Raw genomic sequence first — 21,843 nt, forward strand, 5'->3', positions numbered from 1 at the left:
GGTATCTTATGAAATACATTATCAATCATTCAAACGACACTGCCTTTAATATTGCTTTGGAAGAATATGCCTTTAAACACCTTTTGGACGAGGATCAAATTTTCTTGCTTTGGATTAACAAACCATCTATCATTGTAGGACGTCACCAAAATACCATCGAAGAAATCAACCGTGATTACGTTCGTGAAAATGGAATTGAAGTGGTGCGTCGTATCAGTGGTGGTGGAGCTGTTTACCATGATTTGAACAACCTTAACTATACCATCATTTCTAAAGAAGATGAAACTAAAGCATTTGACTTTAAGAGTTTCTCCACTCCAGTAATCAATACTTTAGCTCAACTTGGTGTTAAAGCTGAATTTACAGGTCGTAACGACTTAGAAATCGACGGTAAAAAATTCTGTGGTAATGCCCAAGCCTATATCAATGGACGCATCATGCACCATGGTTGCCTTCTCTTTGACGTTGATTTGACTGTCCTTGCCAATGCTCTCAAGGTATCTAAAGACAAATTTGAATCAAAAGGTGTTAAATCAGTTCGTGCTCGTGTAACCAATATCGTAGATGAATTGCCAGAAAAAATCACCGTAGAAGAATTCCGTGACCTACTTTTGGAATACATGAAAAAAGAATACCCTGAAATGACAGAGTATGTCTTCTCAGATGAGGAATTGGCTGAAATCAATCGTATCAAGGAAACTAAGTTTGGGACTTGGGACTGGAACTATGGTAAATCACCTGAATACAATGTTCGTCGTGGAACTAAATTCCCAAGCGGTAAGGTTGAAATCTTTGCGAATGTCATTGAATCAAAAATCCAAGACATCAAGATTTACGGTGACTTTTTCGGTATCGAAGATGTTGCAGCAGTAGAAGATGTTCTTCGTGGCGTTAAATACGAACGTGAAGATGTCCTTAAAGCTCTTCAAACGATTAATTTAGGCCGTTATTTCGCAGGAATTACTGCAGAAGAAATTGCTGAAGCAGTTGTAGAATAAGTCATAACCACCCGTGAAAACGGGTGGCTTGTACACCGGCTATAAGCCGTTTCTCTCCAGCGGCGTCTAAAGACGCTCGCTGAACTTCGTTCAGGTCGTGCTATATTACTTGACTAATGCCCGTCACAACGGGCTTTTACCTTGTTCTAAATCCACCATCAGAAAACGGATCTTCATATTCTTTTACACTCAACTTATCGAGTGCAATGTCATTCTTTTCCTGCTCGCGAATATATTTAGCTACGGTCTTTTCGTTTAGTCCAACGGTACTTACATAGTATCCCCTAGCCCAAAACTTTCGATTTCCATACTTATATTTTAAATTAGCATGCTTATCAAATATCATCAATGCACTTTTACTCTTGAGATACCCCATAAAATCGGAAATCGAAAGTTTAGGAGGTATCAGTACAAGCAGGTGTACATGGTCTGGCATCATATGACCTTCGATAATCTCCACGCCACGACAACGGCATAGATATTTAATAATATCTATCAAATCCGACCTGACTTTGTAATATATCGCCTTACGGCGATACTTAGGTGTAAAAACTATATGATATTTGCACATCCATTTGGTATGTGATAAACTGTAACTGGTTTTAGCCATTTATTTTTCCTCCTTTATCTAACCTGAACAATTAGATTATACTTGGAAAAATAAATGGAAGCTAGAAGCCTTGTCAGCCACCAGCATAGCTGGTGGTTTTCTTGTTTTTCTCTACGAGAAAAACTGGCTTGAAGCCATAACAAAAAAAAGAAGTTGGTTTTATCCAGCTTCTTTTTTATAATCAAATATTACATAATTTATATTATGTTTCTTATAAACTATCCAAGGCATTTTTCTGTTCGTCATTAACGATATGGGTATACAAGTCTGTTACTTGTGTGCTAGCATGTCCTAGCTGGTGGCTGACCAAAACTTGGGATTTAGTTGCATCATAGAGCCTAGTTGCAAGTGTATGACGAAGCTTGTGGGGGGTTACCCGGACTTTGAAGTCTTCTGAATACTTGGCTACCATCTTTTCAACACTGGAAGCATCGATACGATTGGGAACACCTCTATACAAAGTTAAGAAGAGGGCTGTATCGGTCTTTTCTGTCTTATATCGTTTGTCCCGAATGGCAAGATATTGTTCTAAATAGGGCTTAGCAAAGGCAGCAACATTAACCGAGTCACGTTTTCCACCTTTTCGAGTGACGTCAATCACCATCATCTTAAGATTAAGATCTCGAAGATCCAGGTTTACTGCTTCAGAGAGACGGACACCAGAGGCAAGAAGAAGCGCTATAATGGCTAAATCACGTTCTTTATTTTTATTGAATGATGAGAGAGCGCGATTTGAGAGAGTTTTAGGGTATTCCTGGTCGATATAGTTCAGAAAACCTTCTGTCTCATCACCTAAAAAGAGTTTTTGTTTGATATTTTCAGCTCGAGCGGCTAAGGTTTCTTTCTTTTTCTTGGTAGCAACCTTCTTCATGACGTTACGGTAGAAATAAGGTTCGCCTTGTTCATTCTCAACCTCTTCAGTTAAGTACTTATAGAGACTAGAAAGAGCAGAAAGTGTACGGTTAATGGTTGTTTGAGACACACCATTTTTCGTTGTGTTAGCATTCAACAAAGGACGTTCTCGTAAATATAGAATGAAAGATTCCAAATCTTTCTTTGTCATGTTTTCTAAAACATCTAATGGGATATTGGCCATGGTGTCAGCATCCGATATACCAGATTTCAAGACCCAGGTGAAAAATCGATCGTATTCCTTTAAGTATTCATACAAGGTCGTAAAACTGTATGGAACGGCCAGTTTCGATTGGTAGTATTCTAATACATACCAGGGCATGACTTGTTTGAGTTTATCAATGCGTTCTAATAAGATCTCACGTTTCATGTTTTTCTCCAAATCTTTCTATACTAGTAGTATAGCATAACCAGGTATATTTTTCAAGAAAATTATAGTTTTTCGGAAAGATGTTATAGGGGATATATGCATTATCTAAATCTTTGCTAGTGTAACCTAAATTTTTTTAGTTTTTCTTTTAATTAATTTATTATGATTAAAATTTTTTATTCTTTTTACTAAATGCTCCTCCATCGATTTTCAACTCTAATAAATGTAATTCAAGTAAAATTTGATTCTTATTATCATAAAAACCAAATCATATTTGATTTGGTTTTGGAGTTTTATATTTCATTTTATTAAAATGAAAAGTTTACCAATACAATCAGTTACGACTATACTCTTCTTTTTTATTCATTACCATATAGCATGAAACTAAGATGACGAAGATTTTTATCAAGTAAGTTTCGTATTGATTAGTATCTATGGTTAGTTGAGACAAGACATTAATAATTGAATGAGTCATTACACAAATCCAGAGATTGTTTGTTTTAATATAAAGTGCTGATAGTATGAAAGAATTTGTCAGTAATCCAAATAAAAACGGCGTCAATTGTAATATTGCCAGGGAACCATCTATGTAAAAGTACAACAGATGCCAAATAGCCCAACTAAAAAAGGTTAAGATTGTTGAGAGGAAATACGGCAAATGTTCTTGTAAAATTGGTTGAAATACATATCGCCATCCAATCTCTTCTATTCCTCCAAATAAAATAAATTTGAAGAACATCAAAAAAGGGAGATACCAGCTAAATTCTAACATTTTCCCACCAAACATTAGAAAAGAAAAATCAAGGATAATTAGAAAAAAAGATAATAAATAATGTTTATAACTGGTATGAATGTTAAAAAAATCTTTTAAAATCTTCTTAAAATGAATATGAAAATATCGGTTCGCAACAATTATTCCCCAAAGAGCTGAAGAAATTCCACCTAGAATGATTCCTGAAATAGTTAATACATCAGACTGAACAGAGTAACGATTTAATAGAAAGAAAACTAGACAAACGGATACTAATTGGATAAATGTTCCTAGCAAATATACCAAAATTGCCTTATTTTTTTTCATAGAGAAACCTTTCAAAATATATTATAACTTTTCGTAATAAAAATTATGTAAATCAACACTTCTATAAAAGCAAATCTTTCACTTTTCCAATTTCACTTTTTGGAATCACGAGATGGATCATATCACCTAGATACATCCTTGTAGATCCATTAACAGTCTTACTTTTACCGTTATGTACTTGGGTTGTGATAAGCACATTATGAGGTAAATTGAGTTCATGTACTTGTTTTCCAGCTATTTTGTCTGAAACAGGGATTTCTATCAGTGTAACTTCTCCATCATCAGTTGCTGATTCAGGTAACATTTTTTCTAGCATGGCTTCATATACGGGCGCTCCTTTGAGCAAATCCATAACAATATAGGCAACTAGGGTCACCATCCCTAAAGGCATGAGATTGCGGATGTCACCAACCATTTCAGTTACAAGAATCATAGCTGTCAAAGGTGCTTTTGAAATAGCTCCAAAATAGCCACTCATTCCAAGAATTACAAAAATTGGAAATTGCTGCTGACTAACAAGGCCAAGATTGACACAAATAACGCCTACTAGGGCACCAAGTAAAGAACCTAGTGCTAAAATAGGTAGGAAAATTCCACCTGGCAGTCCACTTCCGTAACTAATCATGCTCCAGATAAAGCGAATGATAAAGTAAAGTAAGAGAATTTGGAAGCTATAATCTTGTTCTGTTAAGGATAAGACAACCTGATTGCCTCCACCAAGTATCTGTGGCAGGAATATTCCCACAGGAATAATCAGGCTAAAAGCAAAAATTGGATGATAAGCTTTATCAATATGAAGCATTTGGCCAATCCATTCATAAACTTTGCCGACATTTAGAACGGCTTTCTCATAAAGAAAACCTGAGAGTCCAAGAAAAATCCCCATTACTAAATAAATCCAATATTGATTCAAACTCATGAGAGGGATATCATCAGGCATATCCAGAACAGGTGTTAAGCCGAAGATGAGAAGAGAGACGAAGTTTGCTACCAGACTGGCAGCCAGGGTTGAAACCCAGAAAAATCTTGAAAAATGATGGTAGACTTCTTCTACGACAAAGAGAAGTCCTGCAATCGGAGCATTAAAGGCTGCGGCTAATCCTGCTGCAGCACCACTGGCAATCAGGGAACGTTCCTCTACTGGACTGGATTTGAGCCACTTGGCAATACCTTTACCACCGACCGCTCCAAGTTGAATACTTGGCCCTTCACGCCCCAGCATGAGTCCACTGGCAATAGCTAGAATTCCTAGCACATATTTTTTCCAAAGAACGCCCCACCAGTTGAGGGTCATGAGGCCTTTCAGTTCGGCTTCGACTTGAGGAATTCCTGAGCCTTTGATATCTTTTTCTGATTGAGTTAATTTAGCACTGAGCCAGCAGATGAGTATGTAAAATAAAACCAGTACAAAAAGATTGCGCACGAGGTGCGCTTGATCTTGATAAAGTCCTTGTATCAGGTGGAAGCTTTTTTCGATTAAGAAACGAAAGGATCCGACAATGATTCCAACGACGAGACCGACAATGATTCCTCGTCCAACTTGGGATAATATGGTGCTCGAGGCAAAGGCAAATTCTTTCTTGGAACTGAGTGTTTCTGACTGTTCCTCCATAATCATTCCTTCTAACTTAACTTTCTTTTTCTCCTAAAACCAGCGATTTAACGGGTTCAAAGCTGGTTCGGTGAATAGGTGTAACTCCTAGTTTTTCCATTCCTTCTAGGTGTTTAGCTGTTCCATATCCTGCATTTGCAGCGAAATCATAGCCAGGGAACTGCTGATCGTATTCCTTCATCAATTCATCACGTGTGACCTTGGCTACTATAGAAGCTGCTGCAATTGAAAGGGAATTAGCATCCCCTTTGATGATGGAAGTTTGTGAAATTGGTAATTCCAGTTTCATGGCATCTATCAAAAGGTGCTCAGGTTGAGGACTGAGCTGGGAGATTGCTTCCTGCATGGCCAGTTTGGTTGCTTCATAGATATTGACTTGGTCGATGACTTGATTATCCATGATACCAATGCCGATTGACAAGGCTTGGTCTTGAACTGCTTGGAAAATCTCCAGATGTTTCTTTTTAGGAATTTTCTTGCTGTCGTTGAGACCTTTAATCTTACAATTTTGAGGTAAAATAACAGCTGCAGCGACTACAGGACCAGCCAAAGGACCACGGCCAACCTCATCAACACCAGCAATTAAGGTCAATCCTTGCTTATACAGTTCTTTTTCGTAGGAAAGCATAGATTCTAAACGAAGCTCCTCATCTAATTCAGCCTGAATGGCTTTTTTACGCTTGCTGATTTCCTTTTGAACTCCAGAGCGATTGTCCTTTTCAAGCTCTAAAAAAATAGGGCTATCTAACTCCTTGACTGTTGCAAGGAGTTCTTTGATTTCTTTAATCGTCGCCATCGAGGTCTTCCAATGTATCTAAGGTATAGTTACCGAGTTTGCCATCGCGGACTTCCTTCACGAAGAGACTGTAAAAGCGGTCATAGTCATCTCGGAAACCGAGGGCGCGAGTCATATCCATAATAATAACAGGCGCATCTTCTTCAATTTTCATTTGTTTGAAGCGTTCAGCCAACTTTTCTGGGTAATGTTCTTTGAAATAATTGAGGCCAAAAATAGTTACCTCATCCATAGGAAGCAACTGGTCTTTGATAGCTCCAGTCAAGGCCAACTTAAGCGCAACAGTTTCATCCTCAAACTTAGGCCAGAGAATCCCTGGTGTATCCAAGATTTCCAGGTCTTTATTGGTTTTGAGCCATTGTTGTCCCTTGGTAACACCTGGTTTGTTGCCGACAACGGCAATTTTTTTACCAGCCAAACGGTTCATCAGAGTTGATTTACCAGCATTTGGAATCCCAATAATCATGGTACGCAAGGTTTCAATCTGAATCCCACGTTCTTTCTGGCGAGCAATCTTATCAGCCATGAGCTTCTTGGCCGCATCTGTTACAACTTTTACAGTTACTTGCTCTTTGGAGTTAATAGCCAGCGTCTGGATTCCTTGTGATTCAAAATATTGGCGCCATTCCTTGGTCATTGCTGGATCGGCCAAGTCTGCCTTGTTTAAAATCAAGAGTTTTGGTTTGTCACCAACAATCTTGGTCAACATAGGATTTTGACTAGATAGAGGTAAACGTGCATCCACCAAAATCGTTACAAAATCAACAAATTTTAAATTTTCCTGAACCTGTCGACGAGCTTTAGACATGTGACCAGGAAACCATTGAATAGTAGCCATAATATATCTCCTTCGGATTGAAAAAATTGTAAAAACGTTTTCTTTCTTATCCTCTATTCTATCATAAATTATTCTTTTTTGCATAAGCTTTTATCTGGAATAGCTGCTTTATTAAGGAAGACTGATTTTAAATCCACTTGATTTGTATATTAACTTTATATAAAATTCTATGTCTTATATATTTAGTTTTAGATGAGTATTCGAGATAAAAATGGGACTATACAATTTGTTAGAATTCCTTCTATCCAGCTTTCTTGTGCTGAGGAGAGATGATCTGCCTGGAGGCTTTCTTTTAGAAAATCTCGGACTTGTTCTGGTGAGATTTCAAACTCAAAGGCTTTCATTTTATAGAAAAAGTCGAGCAGATGGTCTGATAAGTATTCAGTTGAAAAAGGAACTTCTCCACTTTTTCGATATTCTAATAAGAGCCGAGCAAATCTGGATTTTTCTTCAGGAAGCTCACGAAAATAGGAATTGAGGAGCCAGGTCTGCTTCTGCTTTCTTTCAATTGGATCCTGACCTGCAATTCGTTGTTCTTTTTCCAACTCTTTTTGGTATTGTTTGGCCTTAATAGCCCGTTCTGTTCGATTTTTACCAAAAAGAATTTTCTCCCACTTGCGTTCTTCTTGGGTCAGGGTCTCTGTAAAGCCAAAGTAGTCTTGGTAGGCTCGTTCTGCTGGTCCCATAGCTAGGACTAGATTATCTGCATATTGCTTGGCGATTTTATCCCTCTTCTTACGTTCTTTCTCTGCTTGGATACGCAGTCCTTGCTCGTAATCAATTTTCTCCTTACCTAGCTTGACAAGGTAGAGTTGGTCATCTGGTTTCCCAAGTAAAAAGGGTTTGATACACTTTTCAAGGACTTCTTCCATACGAGCCTTCTTCTTAGGCTCTGCCTTGGTCCAACTTCCTCCTTGAAAGACTTCCAGGAAGAGCTGGTAGTCTCTTTCAGGTGAGAACTGATTGCCACGATTGGGTTTAAAAACACCTTTTTCCCAGAGCCATTTTAGAAGTCGTTCGTCAAAATCACTTTTGTTAACCTTGATTTTTTCCTTTTTCTGGGCTTTTCTGGTCAGATTTTCAACCTTTCTGAGCAGTTTTTCTTCCTCTTCCAGTTGCTGGTCAAGGCTTAATCGATGAAAATGCCGAACACAATCGCTACCAATCGGAAAGAGGCGTTGACCTGTGACGCCGTTAAAGAGTTCGTAGGCGTACTTGATGGCATTTCCACAGACACAATTGCTACGGCCGATACCGTTAAAAATCAAGGAAACTTCATTCCATTCCTTGGTAGCTTGTTCCCAAGTATCAGCTTTTGAAGCCTGTAAAACCGTATCATGCAGGGATTTTCTAACTGGGAGTGTCATGAGGTCTCCTTTCTAGATTATACTTTTACAACTTGAACCTCGTCTTTACCGAGTAAAATCAAGTATTTATCTATGTTTTCAATCGAATAGGCTCGTGATAAAGCCTCTCCGTATAGGGCCAACTGACCACGATAACGGTCTATGAGTTGACTTGGTTCATCATAGCGGTCTGTCTTATAGTCGAACAGAACAATTCTGTCCTCGTACAGCAGATAGCCATCAAGGATACCACGGACAACAAAGTCTTCCTGACTCTTTGGGTCTCGTTTGAGCATGGAGAAGGGTTGCTCGCGATAGAGATGATTGGTATTTGCGAGAATTTCCTGACCGAGTGCTGTGTCAAAGAATGCAAGAATTTGAGAAAGATTGATCTTGTCTCTGACAGCCGGCCTGGTTTGAACTTGTCTGAGAGTTTCTGTCAGGCTAGCAAGCGTTGGTCGCTGACTGAGATCAATTCTCTGCATGAGTTCATGGGTAGCACTACCAATCTCAGCTCCAGTTACCCTTTCTTTGCTTGAAAAATCTGGTAAATCAAAACTGATCTTCTTGTCTACTGACTGGCCTTGACCAGCAATCTCAACACCTTCCATATCCATAACAGGCTCGTAGAATTTCTTGATTTGACTTGGGGTTTGAACACTAGGAAGTTCAATGGCTGCGCGGTGAAGAGTATTATATACTTCCACTTCTTTCAGCATTTCAAGCGCTTCTTTAATAGTTTCAGACTGGCGGTTGTCTGCTTGGGAGCTATTTTGGAGTGGACTTTTGTTTTCCAACTCTCCGATAGCTTCTCTAGTCAGCTGATCTTCACCAATAAAACGATAGCTAAAGTTGAGAATGTCCTTAGCAAATACTTTAGTAATAGCCCACATCCAATCTTGGAAATTCCTTGCTTGGAGTCTAGTGTTGCTATTTAGTTTTCCATTTTTAGCTGCTGGGTATTCCTTGGCTTCCATCTTTTCACGAGAACCCTTGCCGACAAGATAGAGCTTTTTCTCAGCCCGCGTCATGGCAACATAAAGCAGACGCATTTGCTCAGAATAGCTTGCCAGCTGTAATTCCTCTTCGTTCTGCCTATAAGTCAGGCTAGGAATGGAGAGTTTGATGGTTTTAGGATAGTGATCTTCCACTGCCCCTGACTCCATCTTAGCAATATATTTGACACCAAGCCCATTTTTACGACTGAGAATGACTTCTGACATAGAGTCTTGATTGTTGAAATCTTGATCCATATTGAGGATAAAGACGTAAGGAAACTCCAGCCCTTTACTCTTGTGGATGGTCATGAGCTCTACTGCATCTTTTGGCGGTGCAACTGCCACGCTTGCAAGATCGTGCTGGGCTTCCAAGACTTGGTCAATCATACGAATAAAACGAGACAAGCCCTTGAAATTGCTCTTTTCAAACTGATCAGCACGCAGAGCTAGTGCATAGAGATTGGCCTGTCTAGCAGGACCATTTGGCAAAGCCCCAACATAATCATAATAAAAACGGTCGTTGTAAATCTTCCAAATCAGGTCATAGAGGGAGTGGTTTTTGGTATACAAGCGCCAAGAAGCCAAGATATCCATAAATTGCTTTAGTTTCTCAGCTAGAGCTGAGTGAATCAATCCTTTTAGGCTTGTTGACAGTTTTTGAGCATTGACCAGTTTCTCATAGAGATTTTCTTGGATTTTATCCTCTGCTTTCTGAAGGGATAAACGTGCTAACTCGTCCTCATCAAAATCAAACATTGGAGACTTCATAAGGGCAACTAAGGCATAGTCTTGCAGGGGATTGTGAATGACACGAAGGGTGTCTAGCATGACTTGCACTTCTAGCGATTGGAGATAATTATTTTGCTCTCCGTCAGTTTTGACAGGAATTCCGTACTCAGACAGGGCGAGGAGAATCTGGTCATTACGACTACGACTGGCGGTCAGAAGGGCAATTTCTTTAAAGGCAACACCTTTTTCCTGATGAAGTTTCAGAATCTCCTTGATGACTAAGCGCATCTCACCAGTTAATTTTGTGTCTGCTTGGTTCTCTTCTTCCTCGCCTGTGTCGTCCTTGTCGTAGAGGAGAAATTCTGCCTTGTTGTCTGGATTTGGAGTCAGTTTGGTATTGGCAAAAACAAGCTGGTGCATGTTGTCATAGTTGATTTCGCCGACCTCTTGATCCATGAGACGTTCAAAGACATCATTGGTTGCTGACAACACTTCTGAACTACTACGGAAATTTTCCTTGAGGAGAATCAGCTTTCCTTCTTGTGGATTTTGCGCATAGCGTTGGAATTTTTCATTGAAAATATGCGGGTCTGCTTGACGGAAACGGTAGATGGACTGCTTGATATCCCCCACCATAAAGCGATTGTGGCCATTAGACAGCAATTCTAACATTCGTTCTTGAATGTGGTTGGTGTCCTGATACTCATCGACCATGACTTCATGGAAACGCTCCTGATAAGCCTCACGGACAGAAGAAAAATTCTCTAAAATCTCAATAGTATAATGGCTGATATCAGCAAATTCAAAGGCATTTTCTTGGCGCTTACGCTGACGATAAGCCTCCACAAAATCGCTCATGAAAGATTGGAAGGTTTTAGCTAGATTCCATGTGTCTCCATGATAACGTTCTTGATAGTCGAGAATCGTTATCTGGTCTGCTAGTTGTCCCAGTTTAGCAAACTGGGCTTTTCTCTCTTCGTTGTAGGCATCGGCCAGTGGCTTCAAATCAGCCTTACGACTGGCATTCGTCAGAGCCCGACCATTTTTCTCTTTCGAGATTGCGACAACACGCGCAAGCACTGCCTGATAAGCCTGACTATCGGACTCCTGATTTAAGGAGCCAATTTCATCCAGAATCAACTGGACATTTTCTAAAAATGCAGCTTTGGGAAACTCCTTGGCATCATTATCCAGATGATAACGGAAAAAGCTTTCCAAATCCCAAAGGGCTTGTTTGATTTGCTCAGTCAGTTTTTCTTTTTCACTGGTAAAATCAGCCTCTTCAAAGCCTTTGAGGAAAGACTCACTCAACCATTTTTGAGGATTGCTGGTGGATTGGAGGAAGTCATAGATTTTGTAGACTTGCTGGCGCAGACCCCGTTCATCCTTGCCACGCCCTGCAAAGTTTTTCAGCAAATGGCTAAACTTTTCTTTCTGATTCCCTTGGTAATGAGCTTCAAAGACCTCATGGAAGACTTCGTTTTTGAGAAGGAGTTGTTCACTTTGGTTTTGTAAAATACGGAAATTAGGAGCAATATCAAGCAGATAGCCATGTTTGCCAAGGAATTTTTGTGTGAAAGAGTCCATGGTACCAATAGCAGCGTTGGGTAGGTCTGCCAACTGGCGACCCAAGTGTTGTTTGAGGTCGACATCATTCGTTTCTTGGATTTGTTGGCTGATTTTTTTCTCCAAACGTTCCTTGAGTTCAGTCGCAGCCTTGACGGTAAAGGTTGAGATAAAGAGTTGAGAAATTTCGACACCACGCGCTAACTGGTCCAGAATACGCTCAGCCATGACAAAAGTCTTCCCAGAACCAGCCGATGCTGAAACGAGGATATTCTGACCAGAAGTGTAGATGGCTTCGATTTGCTCGGCCGTTTTTTTCTGTTCCTTGCTCGAATTTGCTTCTGCTTCTTGCAGTTTTTGAATTTCTTCCTCAGTTAAAAAGGGAATGGGCTTCATCGATTCAACTCCTCTCTTATTTTTTCAAACCAAGCTTGCTTGAGTTTTTCTCCAACAAGACGCTTGCCATCAGCTAAGTCCAACTTCTCAAGAAAACGGGCTTGACCCAAGTGGTAATTGGCTTCAAAACCAGTGATGGATTGATGTTGCTGAACGTATGGGGCAATACTTCTGCCGTTTTCTGTGTATGGATTGATAGCGAACTGGCCTTCTAAAATCTTCTCAGCTGCTTTCTTGTAAAGATGGGCATTGTAGTCCAGTAAGAGCTGGAATTCCTCATCTGTCAGCTGATTAGCCTTGTTTTTATTGTAAAATTCGCCCAAGTGACTGCTTTCTTTTTCTAAAAAGAGGCCTTGGTATTTCATTGACTTGCTGGCTTCTACTACTGCACCTGCCAGACTTTTAACAGCCATCAGAGATTGGACAGGTTCAGCCATTTCCAAGTACATGGCACCGAAAAAGTTCTCCTCCCCTTCTCTTTTTAGGGCAGCTAGGTAGGTTGGTAACTGGGAATTGAGTCCATTAAAGAAATGAGGAAACTGGAACTGAGTCAGACTGGATTTGTAGTCTACCACTCCTATCGCCCCATCAGCTTTCAATCGGTCAATGCGGTCAACCTTACCTCGTACAAAGACACTGCGACCATTATCTAATTGGATAAAGGCTTGGTCTTTTCCACCGAAATTTGCTTCCTCTTTGATGGTTTCGATGGCTGGATTGTGTCGGAGAATATGTCCAGTTGTCTGGGCGACATCAAGAAGAACTTCCTTGGTAAACTGGGCTTCCAAACTTTCCTGATAAATAGCCTCAAATTCTCGTTCTTGACTGGTTTCTTGAATAGCTTGTTCTAAACGTTTATCAAAGGAATCTTCGTCAGGCAACTGCAAGGCGCGTTCAAAAATGCGGTGTAAGAAATTTCCGTGACTACGAGCATCTGGACGTAGGCGCAATTCTTCCTGCAAGCCTAAAACGTAGCGGAGGAAATAGCTGTATTCATTGCGATAAAACTCCGTCAAGCCAGAGGTAGACAAATAAAATTCCTGTTCAGCAGGATAGAGAGCTTGCAAGGTGTCCTTGGCTAAGGGCTTACTGCTTGGGCTGGTTGGAAGGGCAGGATTTGCAAGGCCTTTTTGGTCAAGTTTTTTACCCATGACACGCGCCAGAACCTTGACAAAGGTCAAATCTTGCTCAGTATCGCTCGCCTCGCTCTGCTGGTGATAGGCAACCAGACTAGACAAAAGACTGTGATAGGACCCCATATCCTCCTTAGACAGCCCTTTGTGATTCATCCTCTTCTCTCTCCTACTAAATCCAAAATGGACTAGCTCTTGAAGATAGGCTGACTCCTTGCTTTCACTTTCATTAAAAAGGCTTGGAGTCGACAAAACCAACTGCTTACGGGCAGAATTGACCAAGGAAAGCATAGTATAGCGATTTTTCTTGAGATTTTCACTGCTGGCAATCAGCAATTGCGCCCCTTCCTCTGTCGTTTGGTTTAGGTTTTGCCTTTCTTCATCTGTCAAAAGGCTGGTGTTTTGAGCAATTTTTGGTAAATTGTCCTGAGTCAGCCCAATAGCGTAGACAAAATCAGCCGTCAAAGGTGCAATCAAATCGTAACTCTGCACCAGAACAGTGTTCACTGTCGCTGGAATGGTACGATACTGAGACAAACTCATTCCAGAATGAAGCAAGGCAAGAAAGTCTTCTAGACTAACCTGTGAACCAGCAAAAACAGTCGCAAATTGTTCTAAAACATGGCAGAATGCCTTCCAAACTTCAGTCTGTCTTTCCTGTTCAAGAGCTTCCATAGTGACTGTCAAATCTTGGAGTTGATTAGTCACCGCTCCTTCTTTTAGAAAAGAATTCCACTTTTGCAAGAGATTTTCTGCCTTCTGTTTTCTACTGGCAAAAAGAGTTTCAAGAGGGGCTAAAATACGCAGACGAAGAACATTTAAACGTTCCAGATTAAATTTTCCATGGTGGGATTTGGTGAAGGCTTGCTGAAAGGCTAGCAAGCCATTGATACCAAGATAACGGATATATTGCTCAAAAGCATCAATATCAGCCTGACTAAGGTCGGTATACAGACCTGTTCTAAGAAGGTTAATCAAATCTTCCTGACGGAAACGATAGCGTTTCAAAGCTAAAATAGACTCGACAAACTGTGTCAAAGGATGATGAGCCATGGATTCGCTTTTTCCAAGATAGAAAGGAATCTGGTACTGGTCAAAAACGGTTTTCAGCGATAACTGGTAAGACGCTACATCCCCCAAGAGAATTCGAAAATGCTTGTAACTCAGGTCTGAGTTCTCATGCAATTTCTGACGAATGCTACGAGCTACTAACTCCAACTCTTCTTTTTGCGTCAAGCAAGACCAGATTTGTAAGTTTTCACGGTCTTTCTCATCGATATCCAAAGAAAGTTCTGAAAAGTCATAGGATGATTCCAATAAACGAGAGGCCTTGTCAAAACTATCCATTTTCTCATGAGTCTGAGAACAGTATTGAGCAGGAGTTTGGTATTTAGAGGCTAGATGATGGAGAAACTCCACACTGGCTTGGTAGAGATTGCCCTCGCTAAAAGGACTAGCATAAGCTTTCTTACTAGCATAAACCCCAATGACAATCTCAACTCCCTTGGCATGAAGTAGGTCCACAATCCGTTCTTCCTCGGCAGAAAAACGGGTAAATCCATCAATGACTAAGGCAATCTGGCTAAAATCACTACTTACCTTGTTATTATCAATAGCCTCAATCAAATTGGACAACTGACCTCCCTGAGCCAACTGGCCTTGATTGAGATAGGTCGTTACTTTCTCAAAAATCAAGAGTAAATCGGCTCTCTTGTCCTCATCCGCCAAGCTTTCCAAATCCAAAAAATTCATCTGAGCTTTGGTCATCTCGTGGTAAAGTTCAATCAACTGCTGGATAAATTGAGGATCCTGCTTAATGGCACCATAAACACGTAAATCCTTAGGGTCAAGTTCTGCAAGGCATTTGTAAAAGGCCATCCCAAGACCGATGTCATCTAGACTGGTCTTTATAGGCAAGTCATTCAAAATCAGGTATCGAGCCATCTGCGCGAAGCGCGTGACTGTGATAGCAAAAGAAGCCTGCTGACTCAAGCACTCCAGCACGGCACGTTCCTTTTCAAAAGAAAGAGAGTTAGGGGCAATGTAGAAAACCCGCTTACCAGCAGCAACCAGCTCTTCCGCCTCTCTGGTTAGAATTTCTGTCAAAGAAGTCCGAATATCAGTATAAAGTAATTTCATCTCTGCCTCGTTGGAATTTTTCATTACCCTATATTATACCATGATTAGCCACCCAAGTCTGTAAATAATTAGTTCTTGCTCATCTGTTGAAAAGAAAATGCCGGAAGGTTCCGACATTGTTTTAGTAAGCTAGCTTCCTGAAAATAGGAGTAACCACACGTCCCAGAAGGCAGTGATATTGATGAGAATATGAACTAGTATTGGATAGTAGAGACTTTTTGTCATGCGATACAATAGGGCTAAAATAAGCCCTCCACTAGCATAAATGAAAAAAGCAAGAGGAGTTAAAGCAAAATCGATATGAATATAACCGAAAATAATAGCAGAAAGCAAGACATCTCCGTACCAAGGCGAGTTTTTGAAAAAGGTTGTCATAAGCACACCACGATAAATCAATTCCTCAGCAACAGGGCCGATGAAGCAAACTATGAGCAAAAAATAGGGTAACTCCTGTCGTCCCATCATTTCTACCGTTTCATTCAAGGAAATTTGATTTGAAGACGGGGATATGAGATAAGAAAAGAGGAAGTCAGATATATACGAAATGATGTAGCCCAGTAAAAGGTAGATAAAATACCTCAGCCGCAACTTGAAATGAAAAGTTTTCTTTCCTGCAAAAACTAGTAGATAGATAACTGCTGACAAAAGAGCTCCACTCTCCATCAAAAGCAGAATATGAAAAAATTCACGACTTGCTGGTAGATAGGGCTTTGCGAGGTGATTAAAAATCCACCAAAACCAAGTTGATTTATAAAAAATTAAGGATAATGCTAGTAAAATCTGAATAATTCGTTTTTTCATATTAAATTTTCTGCTTTTCTTGACTAAATTATTGAATAGAGCGGTTTGCTTAATTAAATAACAAATTTAGTATAGCATATATTTTCCAAATATATTCTACAAATCTTGAATTGTCATCGAAATGTCCTAAATTGAAATAGTAATCCTTATTTCCCTCAAAATATGCTATAATATAGACAAAACACGTGAAAAGGAAATATTATGATTAAACTACTTGCCCTAGATATGGATGGAACTCTGCTCAACGAAGCCAAGGAAATCCCTCAGGCTCATATTGATGCCATTCATAAGGCTATCGACAAAGGTGTCAAACTGGTTCTCTGTACTGGTCGACCTCTCTTTGGAGTTCTCCCCTATTATAAGAAACTCGGTCTTGATTTGCAGAATGAATACGTTATTGTCAACAATGGTTGTTCTACCCACCAAACGAGTGATTGGGGCCTTGTTGACTGGAGAGAACTTAGCAAATCAGACATTGAATACCTGAATGAACTTGCTGAAAAGAGTGAGGTCCAATTGACTCTCTTTGACGAGGAACACTACTTCGTTCTCGGAGGCGAACCAAATCCTATCGTTCAATATGATGCCACACTTGTCTTTGCTGATCTGACTGAAATCTCACTGGAAGAAGCTACTAGTGGTAAGTATCGTATGTTCCAAGGCATGTTCTTAGGCACAAAAGAGCAAACGGATGACTTTGAACAACGGTTTGCTGAAGAACTTTGTCAGAGATTTAGCGGAGTTCGTTCTCAACCTGTTATCTATGAAGCGATGCCACTTGGCACAACCAAGGCTTCTGCTCTTTCTCGCTTGGCTGAGATTTTAGATATTCAACCTTCTGAAATCATGGCAATGGGGGATGCCAATAACGATATTGAGATGTTAGAGTTTGCTGGGCTAGGGATCGCCATGGGAAATGCCAGCGACCACGTCAAATCTCTTGCTGATGCCGTAACTGCTAGCAATGAAGAAGATGGTGTTGCACGCGCTATTGAGAAATATATTTTGTAGAAAATAAGCCCAGTCAACTAGTATTTCTAGCCAACTGGGCTTTTATTTTTTTAAAAATTTAAAAACTTTAGAAACTCTTTAGAAATGCTTGACGATTCTTTGATATCTATGCTTTATACTAGAGTTATAAAAATAAAACATCTTAAAGATTAAAGGAGAAAACTATGAAAACAGTCCTCGAAATCCATGGCTTGTCCAAACAATTTGGCAAACAGCCTATTCTACAAGATCTAAGTCTCTCAGTTAAAGAAGGAGATGTCTATGGACTTATCGGAAAAAATGGTGCTGGTAAAACAACTCTGATTAAAATCATTACCCAATTATTATCTGCTGACCATGGAACTATTTCCCTCTTTTCCAGTCAAGGTTATAAAGAATGCACAAAAGCCCTATCTCGAGTAGGTTCAGTCATTGAATCGCCAGTAGCTCACAATCATTTAACAGCCTATCAAAATCTAAGATACTATTGTACTATTCGACATATCCCAAATGCTGATCAAGTCATTCAGGAAACATTAAAGTATGTGGGGTTAACAGATACAGGTCGAAAAGTTTTTCGAGATTTCTCTCTTGGGATGAAACAACGTCTAGGTATTGCTATTGCCCTACTATCAAAACCAGACTTTCTCATCCTTGATGAACCTATCAATGGACTTGATCCAATCGGTATTCAAGAGTTTCGTCAAATGATACAACGTCTGAATCAAGAACTAGGAATAACAATTCTCATCTCTAGTCATATCTTGTCAGAGCTCTATCTGGTTGCCAATCGCTTTGGAATTCTTGACCAAGGGAAAATCATTAGAGAAATCAGTAAGGCCGAATTTGAGACACTGAACGAAGACTATATTGTTCTAAAAACAAGTGAAAAAGAAAAAGCTAGTCAAATCTTAAAAGACAAAGTGCATCTTGAATTTAAGGTCGTTAATTCAGATAATGAGATTCATATTTTTAGTCATGAACAAGATATCAAACGAATTCTCAAAGAACTTACTCTAGCAGATATTGCAGTGGACGAGATTTACTATGCTCGTCAAAATCTTGAAGAATACTTCACACAATTAGTAAAATAGGAGGATAACCATGATACATACCATTCAAGCAGACTTTTACCGTCTTTTCCGTTCCAAAGGTTTTTGGATTACAGAGCTCGTTCTCTTTGTACTTATGTTACTGGGAGCTATTTTTGGGGCTACTGGTCATCTGATGGCAATCCAGACAGAAGAACCAGATATTCCAACCCAAGGTTGGAATGGTGTACAAGCACTTATTAACGCATCTAGTCAAGGTTCAAACCTCGTTTTTCTCTGCATTGTTCTAGCATGTCTCATTCTTGGAGTTGATTTAATCGGCAAACTCTATAAAAATAATTTAACAGTGGGTGTTTCTCGTACCGAGTTTTTCCTTGCCAAAGCCTTTGTATTGACTTGTATTGCACTTTCGCAAGTCATCATCTGTCTTGTGATTGCCTTTATTCCATCAACTATCCTCAATGGATTTGGAACTATGCCTGATGGCTTTGTTGGCAATCTACTGGTAACCATTTCCCTTCAATTTCTTTGCCTCCTTGCTTGGCTTTCCATTGTTTCCTTCATTCTCTATGTTAGTCATTCTTATATTGCGGTATTTATTGGTTATTTTGTCAGCGCTACCTTACTTTCTATGCCAATGCTCATTTTTCCAAATATCAAAATTTTACCATATTTATCATTGCAATTTGTCTATGCTATGACTGCTAATAGTGAGTCAATTCTCTACACACTTATAGTTACTTTAGTTGTTATTGTAATCTTTAATATAATGGGACTGACAGTTTTCAAAAAGAAAAGTCTATAAAAAATGACCTCCTCTGTTCAAAAAGAGGAGGTTTCTTGTTTTAAAAGAGTATTTTAACTGTAAACCAAGCACCATCTGTACTTAGTTGTAGTTCTGCACCAAGTATATGGGATAATTCTTCTGTAATATAAAGACCTAAACCAGAGGATTCTTCAGTATCTGAGAGGTTTTCAGAGTAAAATCGTTGACTGAGATTTTCAATTTTACGAATCGGTTGTTTGACCAGATTCGCAATTTCTAAACAGATGTGATTGTCCACTTCCTTCAAAGAAAATATCGCTTCATCTTTACCATGTTTTAGAACATTGCCAAGCAGATTTTGTAACATACGGTCTAATAAATCTGAATCTGTCAGTAAATACAAACCAGGTTCTACTTGCAAATCAAGGTTAATCTTTGCCGTTTGAAAAGAATCATAATAGGTCAGTAATTTTTGAGTTATAAAAGCTGAAACTTCTAACTCAGATAAGTTAGGTTTCACTGCTCCTTCCATTAACCGACGATAGTCCAAAAGAGCCTCTAGACGTTTTGAAACTTGATTGAGATGATGGGAAATTTTTTTTAAACTCTCAGACTCAGGATTTTCTGTTTTAAGCAATTGCTGAGTATAACCCGACGCAATCGTTAAAGGGGTTCGAATATCGTGTGCAATATTGCTAATAGCCATATCTAAAGTCTGTTTTTCACGTTTCATAATCAAGCGTGACTGTTCAACTTCTTGAAAGAGATGATTGATTTGCTGGTAAAGATGTAAAAAAGCCTTGGAGAAGGTTGACACTCCTATTCTCTTCATACTTCCAGTATGAATCTTGTCTTCGATTTGTTGGCTTAAGTTCACCAGTGCTAAATGATAACGAATCAACCATATTATCAATACGATAATGACTATCAGTAGCAAAGATAGTAAAATGTAGATCATTGCTCATCTCCTTTTAACCGAACACCAACTCCCCAGATAGTCTCAATATACTCTTTCTCTGGATCCAGTTGGCTTAATTTTTTACGAAGATTACTTAAATGAGTGTTGAGAGTATTGTCGCCTGGTAAATAAGTATCCTCCCAAATCAATTCATAGAGTTCTTCTTTCGTAAAAATCTTCTTAGGATGTTTCAGCAAGGTTTGGAGTATCAAACATTCTTTTTTAGCTAGGCGAATAGTTTCCTGGCTATTTTTGATTTCAAAACTATCTGCATCAAATTGAATATTTTTTAACTTTTGAATTAACTTTTCTGAATGTTCAATTTCAGCTGGTTGTTTGTCACTATTCTGACGTAATTGTACCATAACCCTGGCAAAAACTTCATCCAAATCAAAAGGCTTTACAATATAATCATTAGCACCATCTAGGAGATATTGACTGATAAGCTTTTTATCGCTTAGGGCAGTTAGCATGATGATAGGAACTGAACTATCTTGTCTAATGAGTTTTAATACCTGATCACCATTTTTACCCGGAAGCATAATATCTAACAAGATTAGATCAATAGCCTCTTGTTCAAATCGAATCATTCCTTCAGTACCAGAAAAAGCCTGAATTACCTCATGTTCCTCAGAAAGAAGTGTTCGCAAAATTTCTTGAATGTCACTATTGTCTTCAATAACCAATATTCTAGCCATAAATACCAACCTTTCTGCAACTATTATAGCATGTTTTATTGATAAAGATTAAACAGAAAAGCTCCTCGCATAAAAGCGCGAGAAAGCTTTGGGGGGTTACCACTTACTAGGTAACATAGTATCTTATAGTTGCCAGTGAAAACGAGTCTAGCAGAATGAATCTCTCATTCCCCTACTAGTCCGTAATTCGTTGGTACATTTCTGGTCTTCTATCTCTAAACAAACCCCAGTTTAGGCGCTCATTTGCTCCCCTGTCAAGGTCATAAGTTGATAATAGGATAGCTTCAGCTTGTCTATCTGCTTGAGTCAAGATAGCTCCTGTTTCATCGGTCATAAAGGATGAACCGTAGAAGTTAAGGCTAGAACTTTGTCCCCCATTTTCCTCGCAAGGTTGAACTTCTTCTAAGCCATAACGATTAGCCGCAATAACTGGCACAATATTTGCTGCAGCATGTCCCTGCATGGTACGTTGCCAATGACCACAACTATCTGTATCCAAAATCGGCTCCGAACCAATGGCTGTTGGATAAAAGAGTAATTCTGCGCCATTTAAGGCAAGACAACGGGCTGTTTCAGGGAACCACTGATCCCAACAAATCCCAATACCAATTTTCGCATAGCGAGTATCCCAAACTTTAAAACCAGTATTTCCAGGAGTAAAGAAGAATTTCTCTTGATAATAATGGTCATCAGGAATGTGAGTCTTCCGATAAACGCCAAGCACTTCTCCATCTGCATCAATGACAGCTATGGAATTGTATAAGACATTGCCATCCTTTTCATAGAAACTGATCGGTAAAACGACCTTTAGTTCCTTGGCAATCACTCTAAAATGCTGAATAGCCGTATTTTCTGACACCGACTGGGCATACTGGTAGTAGTCATATTGACGTTCCTGACAGAAATAGGGACGTTCAAACAACTCAGGCAAGAGAATAATTTGCGCACCTTGCTCAGCAGCTTGTCGAACTATACGTTCAGCTGTTTGGATATTCGTTTCCACATCCTTAGCGCATTGCATCTGAATAGATGCAACCGTTACATTTCTCATCTTTTT

At 39.4% G+C, this 21,843-nt stretch carries 17 protein-coding genes; 4 read left to right on the forward strand and 13 right to left on the reverse strand.

Translation table 11 applies throughout. From position 1 onward, the window contains the following. Positions 1-8: 8 nt before the first annotated feature. Complete coding sequence (locus QM959_RS01805) at positions 9-998, forward strand: lipoate--protein ligase (RefSeq protein ID WP_414371022.1); 990 nt, start codon at positions 9-11, stop codon at positions 996-998. A gap of 136 nt (positions 999-1,134) precedes the next feature. Here QM959_RS01805 and tnpA read toward each other — a convergent pair whose 3' ends face one another. The 10 genes from tnpA to QM959_RS01855 all read right to left on the reverse strand — a co-directional run bounded on the left by tnpA (position 1,135) and on the right by QM959_RS01855 (position 16,322). Next, positions 1,135-1,608: an IS200/IS605 family transposase gene (gene tnpA, locus QM959_RS01810; protein WP_414371023.1), complete on the reverse strand. Its 474-nt coding sequence runs from the start codon at positions 1,606-1,608 to the stop codon at positions 1,135-1,137. A 211-nt stretch (positions 1,609-1,819) separates the two neighbouring features. Beyond that, a complete protein-coding gene (gene xerS / locus QM959_RS01815; RefSeq protein WP_414371025.1) occupies positions 1,820-2,890 on the reverse strand; it encodes a tyrosine recombinase XerS in 1,071 nt (356 codons plus the stop codon). Positions 2,891-3,224: 334 nt separating this feature from the next. After that, positions 3,225-3,968, reverse strand: coding sequence for a CPBP family intramembrane glutamic endopeptidase (locus tag QM959_RS01820; RefSeq protein WP_414371027.1), 744 nt, complete (start codon positions 3,966-3,968; stop codon positions 3,225-3,227). A gap of 61 nt (positions 3,969-4,029) precedes the next feature. Next, positions 4,030-5,580, reverse strand: a complete 1,551-nt coding sequence (locus QM959_RS01825; RefSeq protein WP_414371028.1) for a chloride channel protein — start codon at positions 5,578-5,580, stop codon at positions 4,030-4,032. A gap of 16 nt (positions 5,581-5,596) precedes the next feature. Then, the gene (locus QM959_RS01830; protein WP_414371030.1) at positions 5,597-6,376 is read right to left on the reverse strand and encodes a ribonuclease HII; all 780 of its coding nucleotides are present in this window, start codon (positions 6,374-6,376) and stop codon (positions 5,597-5,599) included. After that, positions 6,363-7,214 (reverse strand): ribosome biogenesis GTPase YlqF, encoded by an 852-nt coding sequence (ylqF, locus tag QM959_RS01835; protein ID WP_414371032.1) that lies wholly within the window; start codon positions 7,212-7,214, stop codon positions 6,363-6,365. Before ylqF ends, QM959_RS01830 begins: the two co-directional genes overlap by 14 nt. Positions 7,215-7,402: 188 nt before the next feature. Further along, a complete protein-coding gene (locus tag QM959_RS01840; protein WP_414371034.1) occupies positions 7,403-8,581 on the reverse strand; it encodes a hypothetical protein in 1,179 nt (392 codons plus the stop codon). A gap of 17 nt (positions 8,582-8,598) precedes the next feature. Next, a complete protein-coding gene (gene addA, locus QM959_RS01845; protein ID WP_414371036.1) occupies positions 8,599-12,249 on the reverse strand; it encodes a helicase-exonuclease AddAB subunit AddA in 3,651 nt (1,216 codons plus the stop codon). Next, a complete protein-coding gene (rexB, locus tag QM959_RS01850) occupies positions 12,246-15,521 on the reverse strand; it encodes an ATP-dependent nuclease subunit B (RefSeq protein WP_414371038.1) in 3,276 nt (1,091 codons plus the stop codon). The genes addA and rexB overlap by 4 nt, the downstream gene beginning before the upstream one ends. A gap of 129 nt (positions 15,522-15,650) precedes the next feature. Next, complete coding sequence (locus tag QM959_RS01855) at positions 15,651-16,322, reverse strand: lysostaphin resistance A-like protein (RefSeq protein ID WP_414371040.1); 672 nt, start codon at positions 16,320-16,322, stop codon at positions 15,651-15,653. A gap of 201 nt (positions 16,323-16,523) precedes the next feature. On the opposite strand from QM959_RS01855, the gene QM959_RS01860 reads away from it, so the two are divergent. From QM959_RS01860 to QM959_RS01870, 3 genes are all read left to right on the forward strand, one after another. Next, the gene (locus QM959_RS01860; protein ID WP_414371042.1) at positions 16,524-17,333 is read left to right on the forward strand and encodes a Cof-type HAD-IIB family hydrolase; all 810 of its coding nucleotides are present in this window, start codon (positions 16,524-16,526) and stop codon (positions 17,331-17,333) included. A 164-nt stretch (positions 17,334-17,497) separates the two neighbouring features. After that, positions 17,498-18,406, forward strand: a complete 909-nt coding sequence (locus tag QM959_RS01865; protein WP_414371043.1) for an ABC transporter ATP-binding protein — start codon at positions 17,498-17,500, stop codon at positions 18,404-18,406. 10 nt (positions 18,407-18,416) lie between these two features. Further along, the gene (locus QM959_RS01870) at positions 18,417-19,169 is read left to right on the forward strand and encodes an ABC transporter permease (protein WP_414371045.1); all 753 of its coding nucleotides are present in this window, start codon (positions 18,417-18,419) and stop codon (positions 19,167-19,169) included. A 40-nt stretch (positions 19,170-19,209) separates the two neighbouring features. On the opposite strand, the gene QM959_RS01875 is transcribed toward QM959_RS01870, so the two are convergent. From QM959_RS01875 to aguB, 3 genes are all read right to left on the reverse strand, one after another. Beyond that, positions 19,210-20,088: a sensor histidine kinase gene (locus QM959_RS01875; protein ID WP_414371046.1), complete on the reverse strand. Its 879-nt coding sequence runs from the start codon at positions 20,086-20,088 to the stop codon at positions 19,210-19,212. Further along, positions 20,085-20,786, reverse strand: coding sequence for a response regulator transcription factor (locus tag QM959_RS01880; RefSeq protein WP_414371401.1), 702 nt, complete (start codon positions 20,784-20,786; stop codon positions 20,085-20,087). Before QM959_RS01880 ends, QM959_RS01875 begins: the two co-directional genes overlap by 4 nt. Before the next feature lie 175 nt (positions 20,787-20,961). Then, positions 20,962-21,837, reverse strand: coding sequence for an N-carbamoylputrescine amidase (gene aguB, locus QM959_RS01885; protein ID WP_414371048.1), 876 nt, complete (start codon positions 21,835-21,837; stop codon positions 20,962-20,964). Between the last annotated feature and the right edge of the window lie 6 nt (positions 21,838-21,843).

It is taken from the genome of Streptococcus mitis, from assembly GCF_047459985.1.
GTDB lineage: Bacteria > Bacillota > Bacilli > Lactobacillales > Streptococcaceae > Streptococcus > Streptococcus mitis_DZ.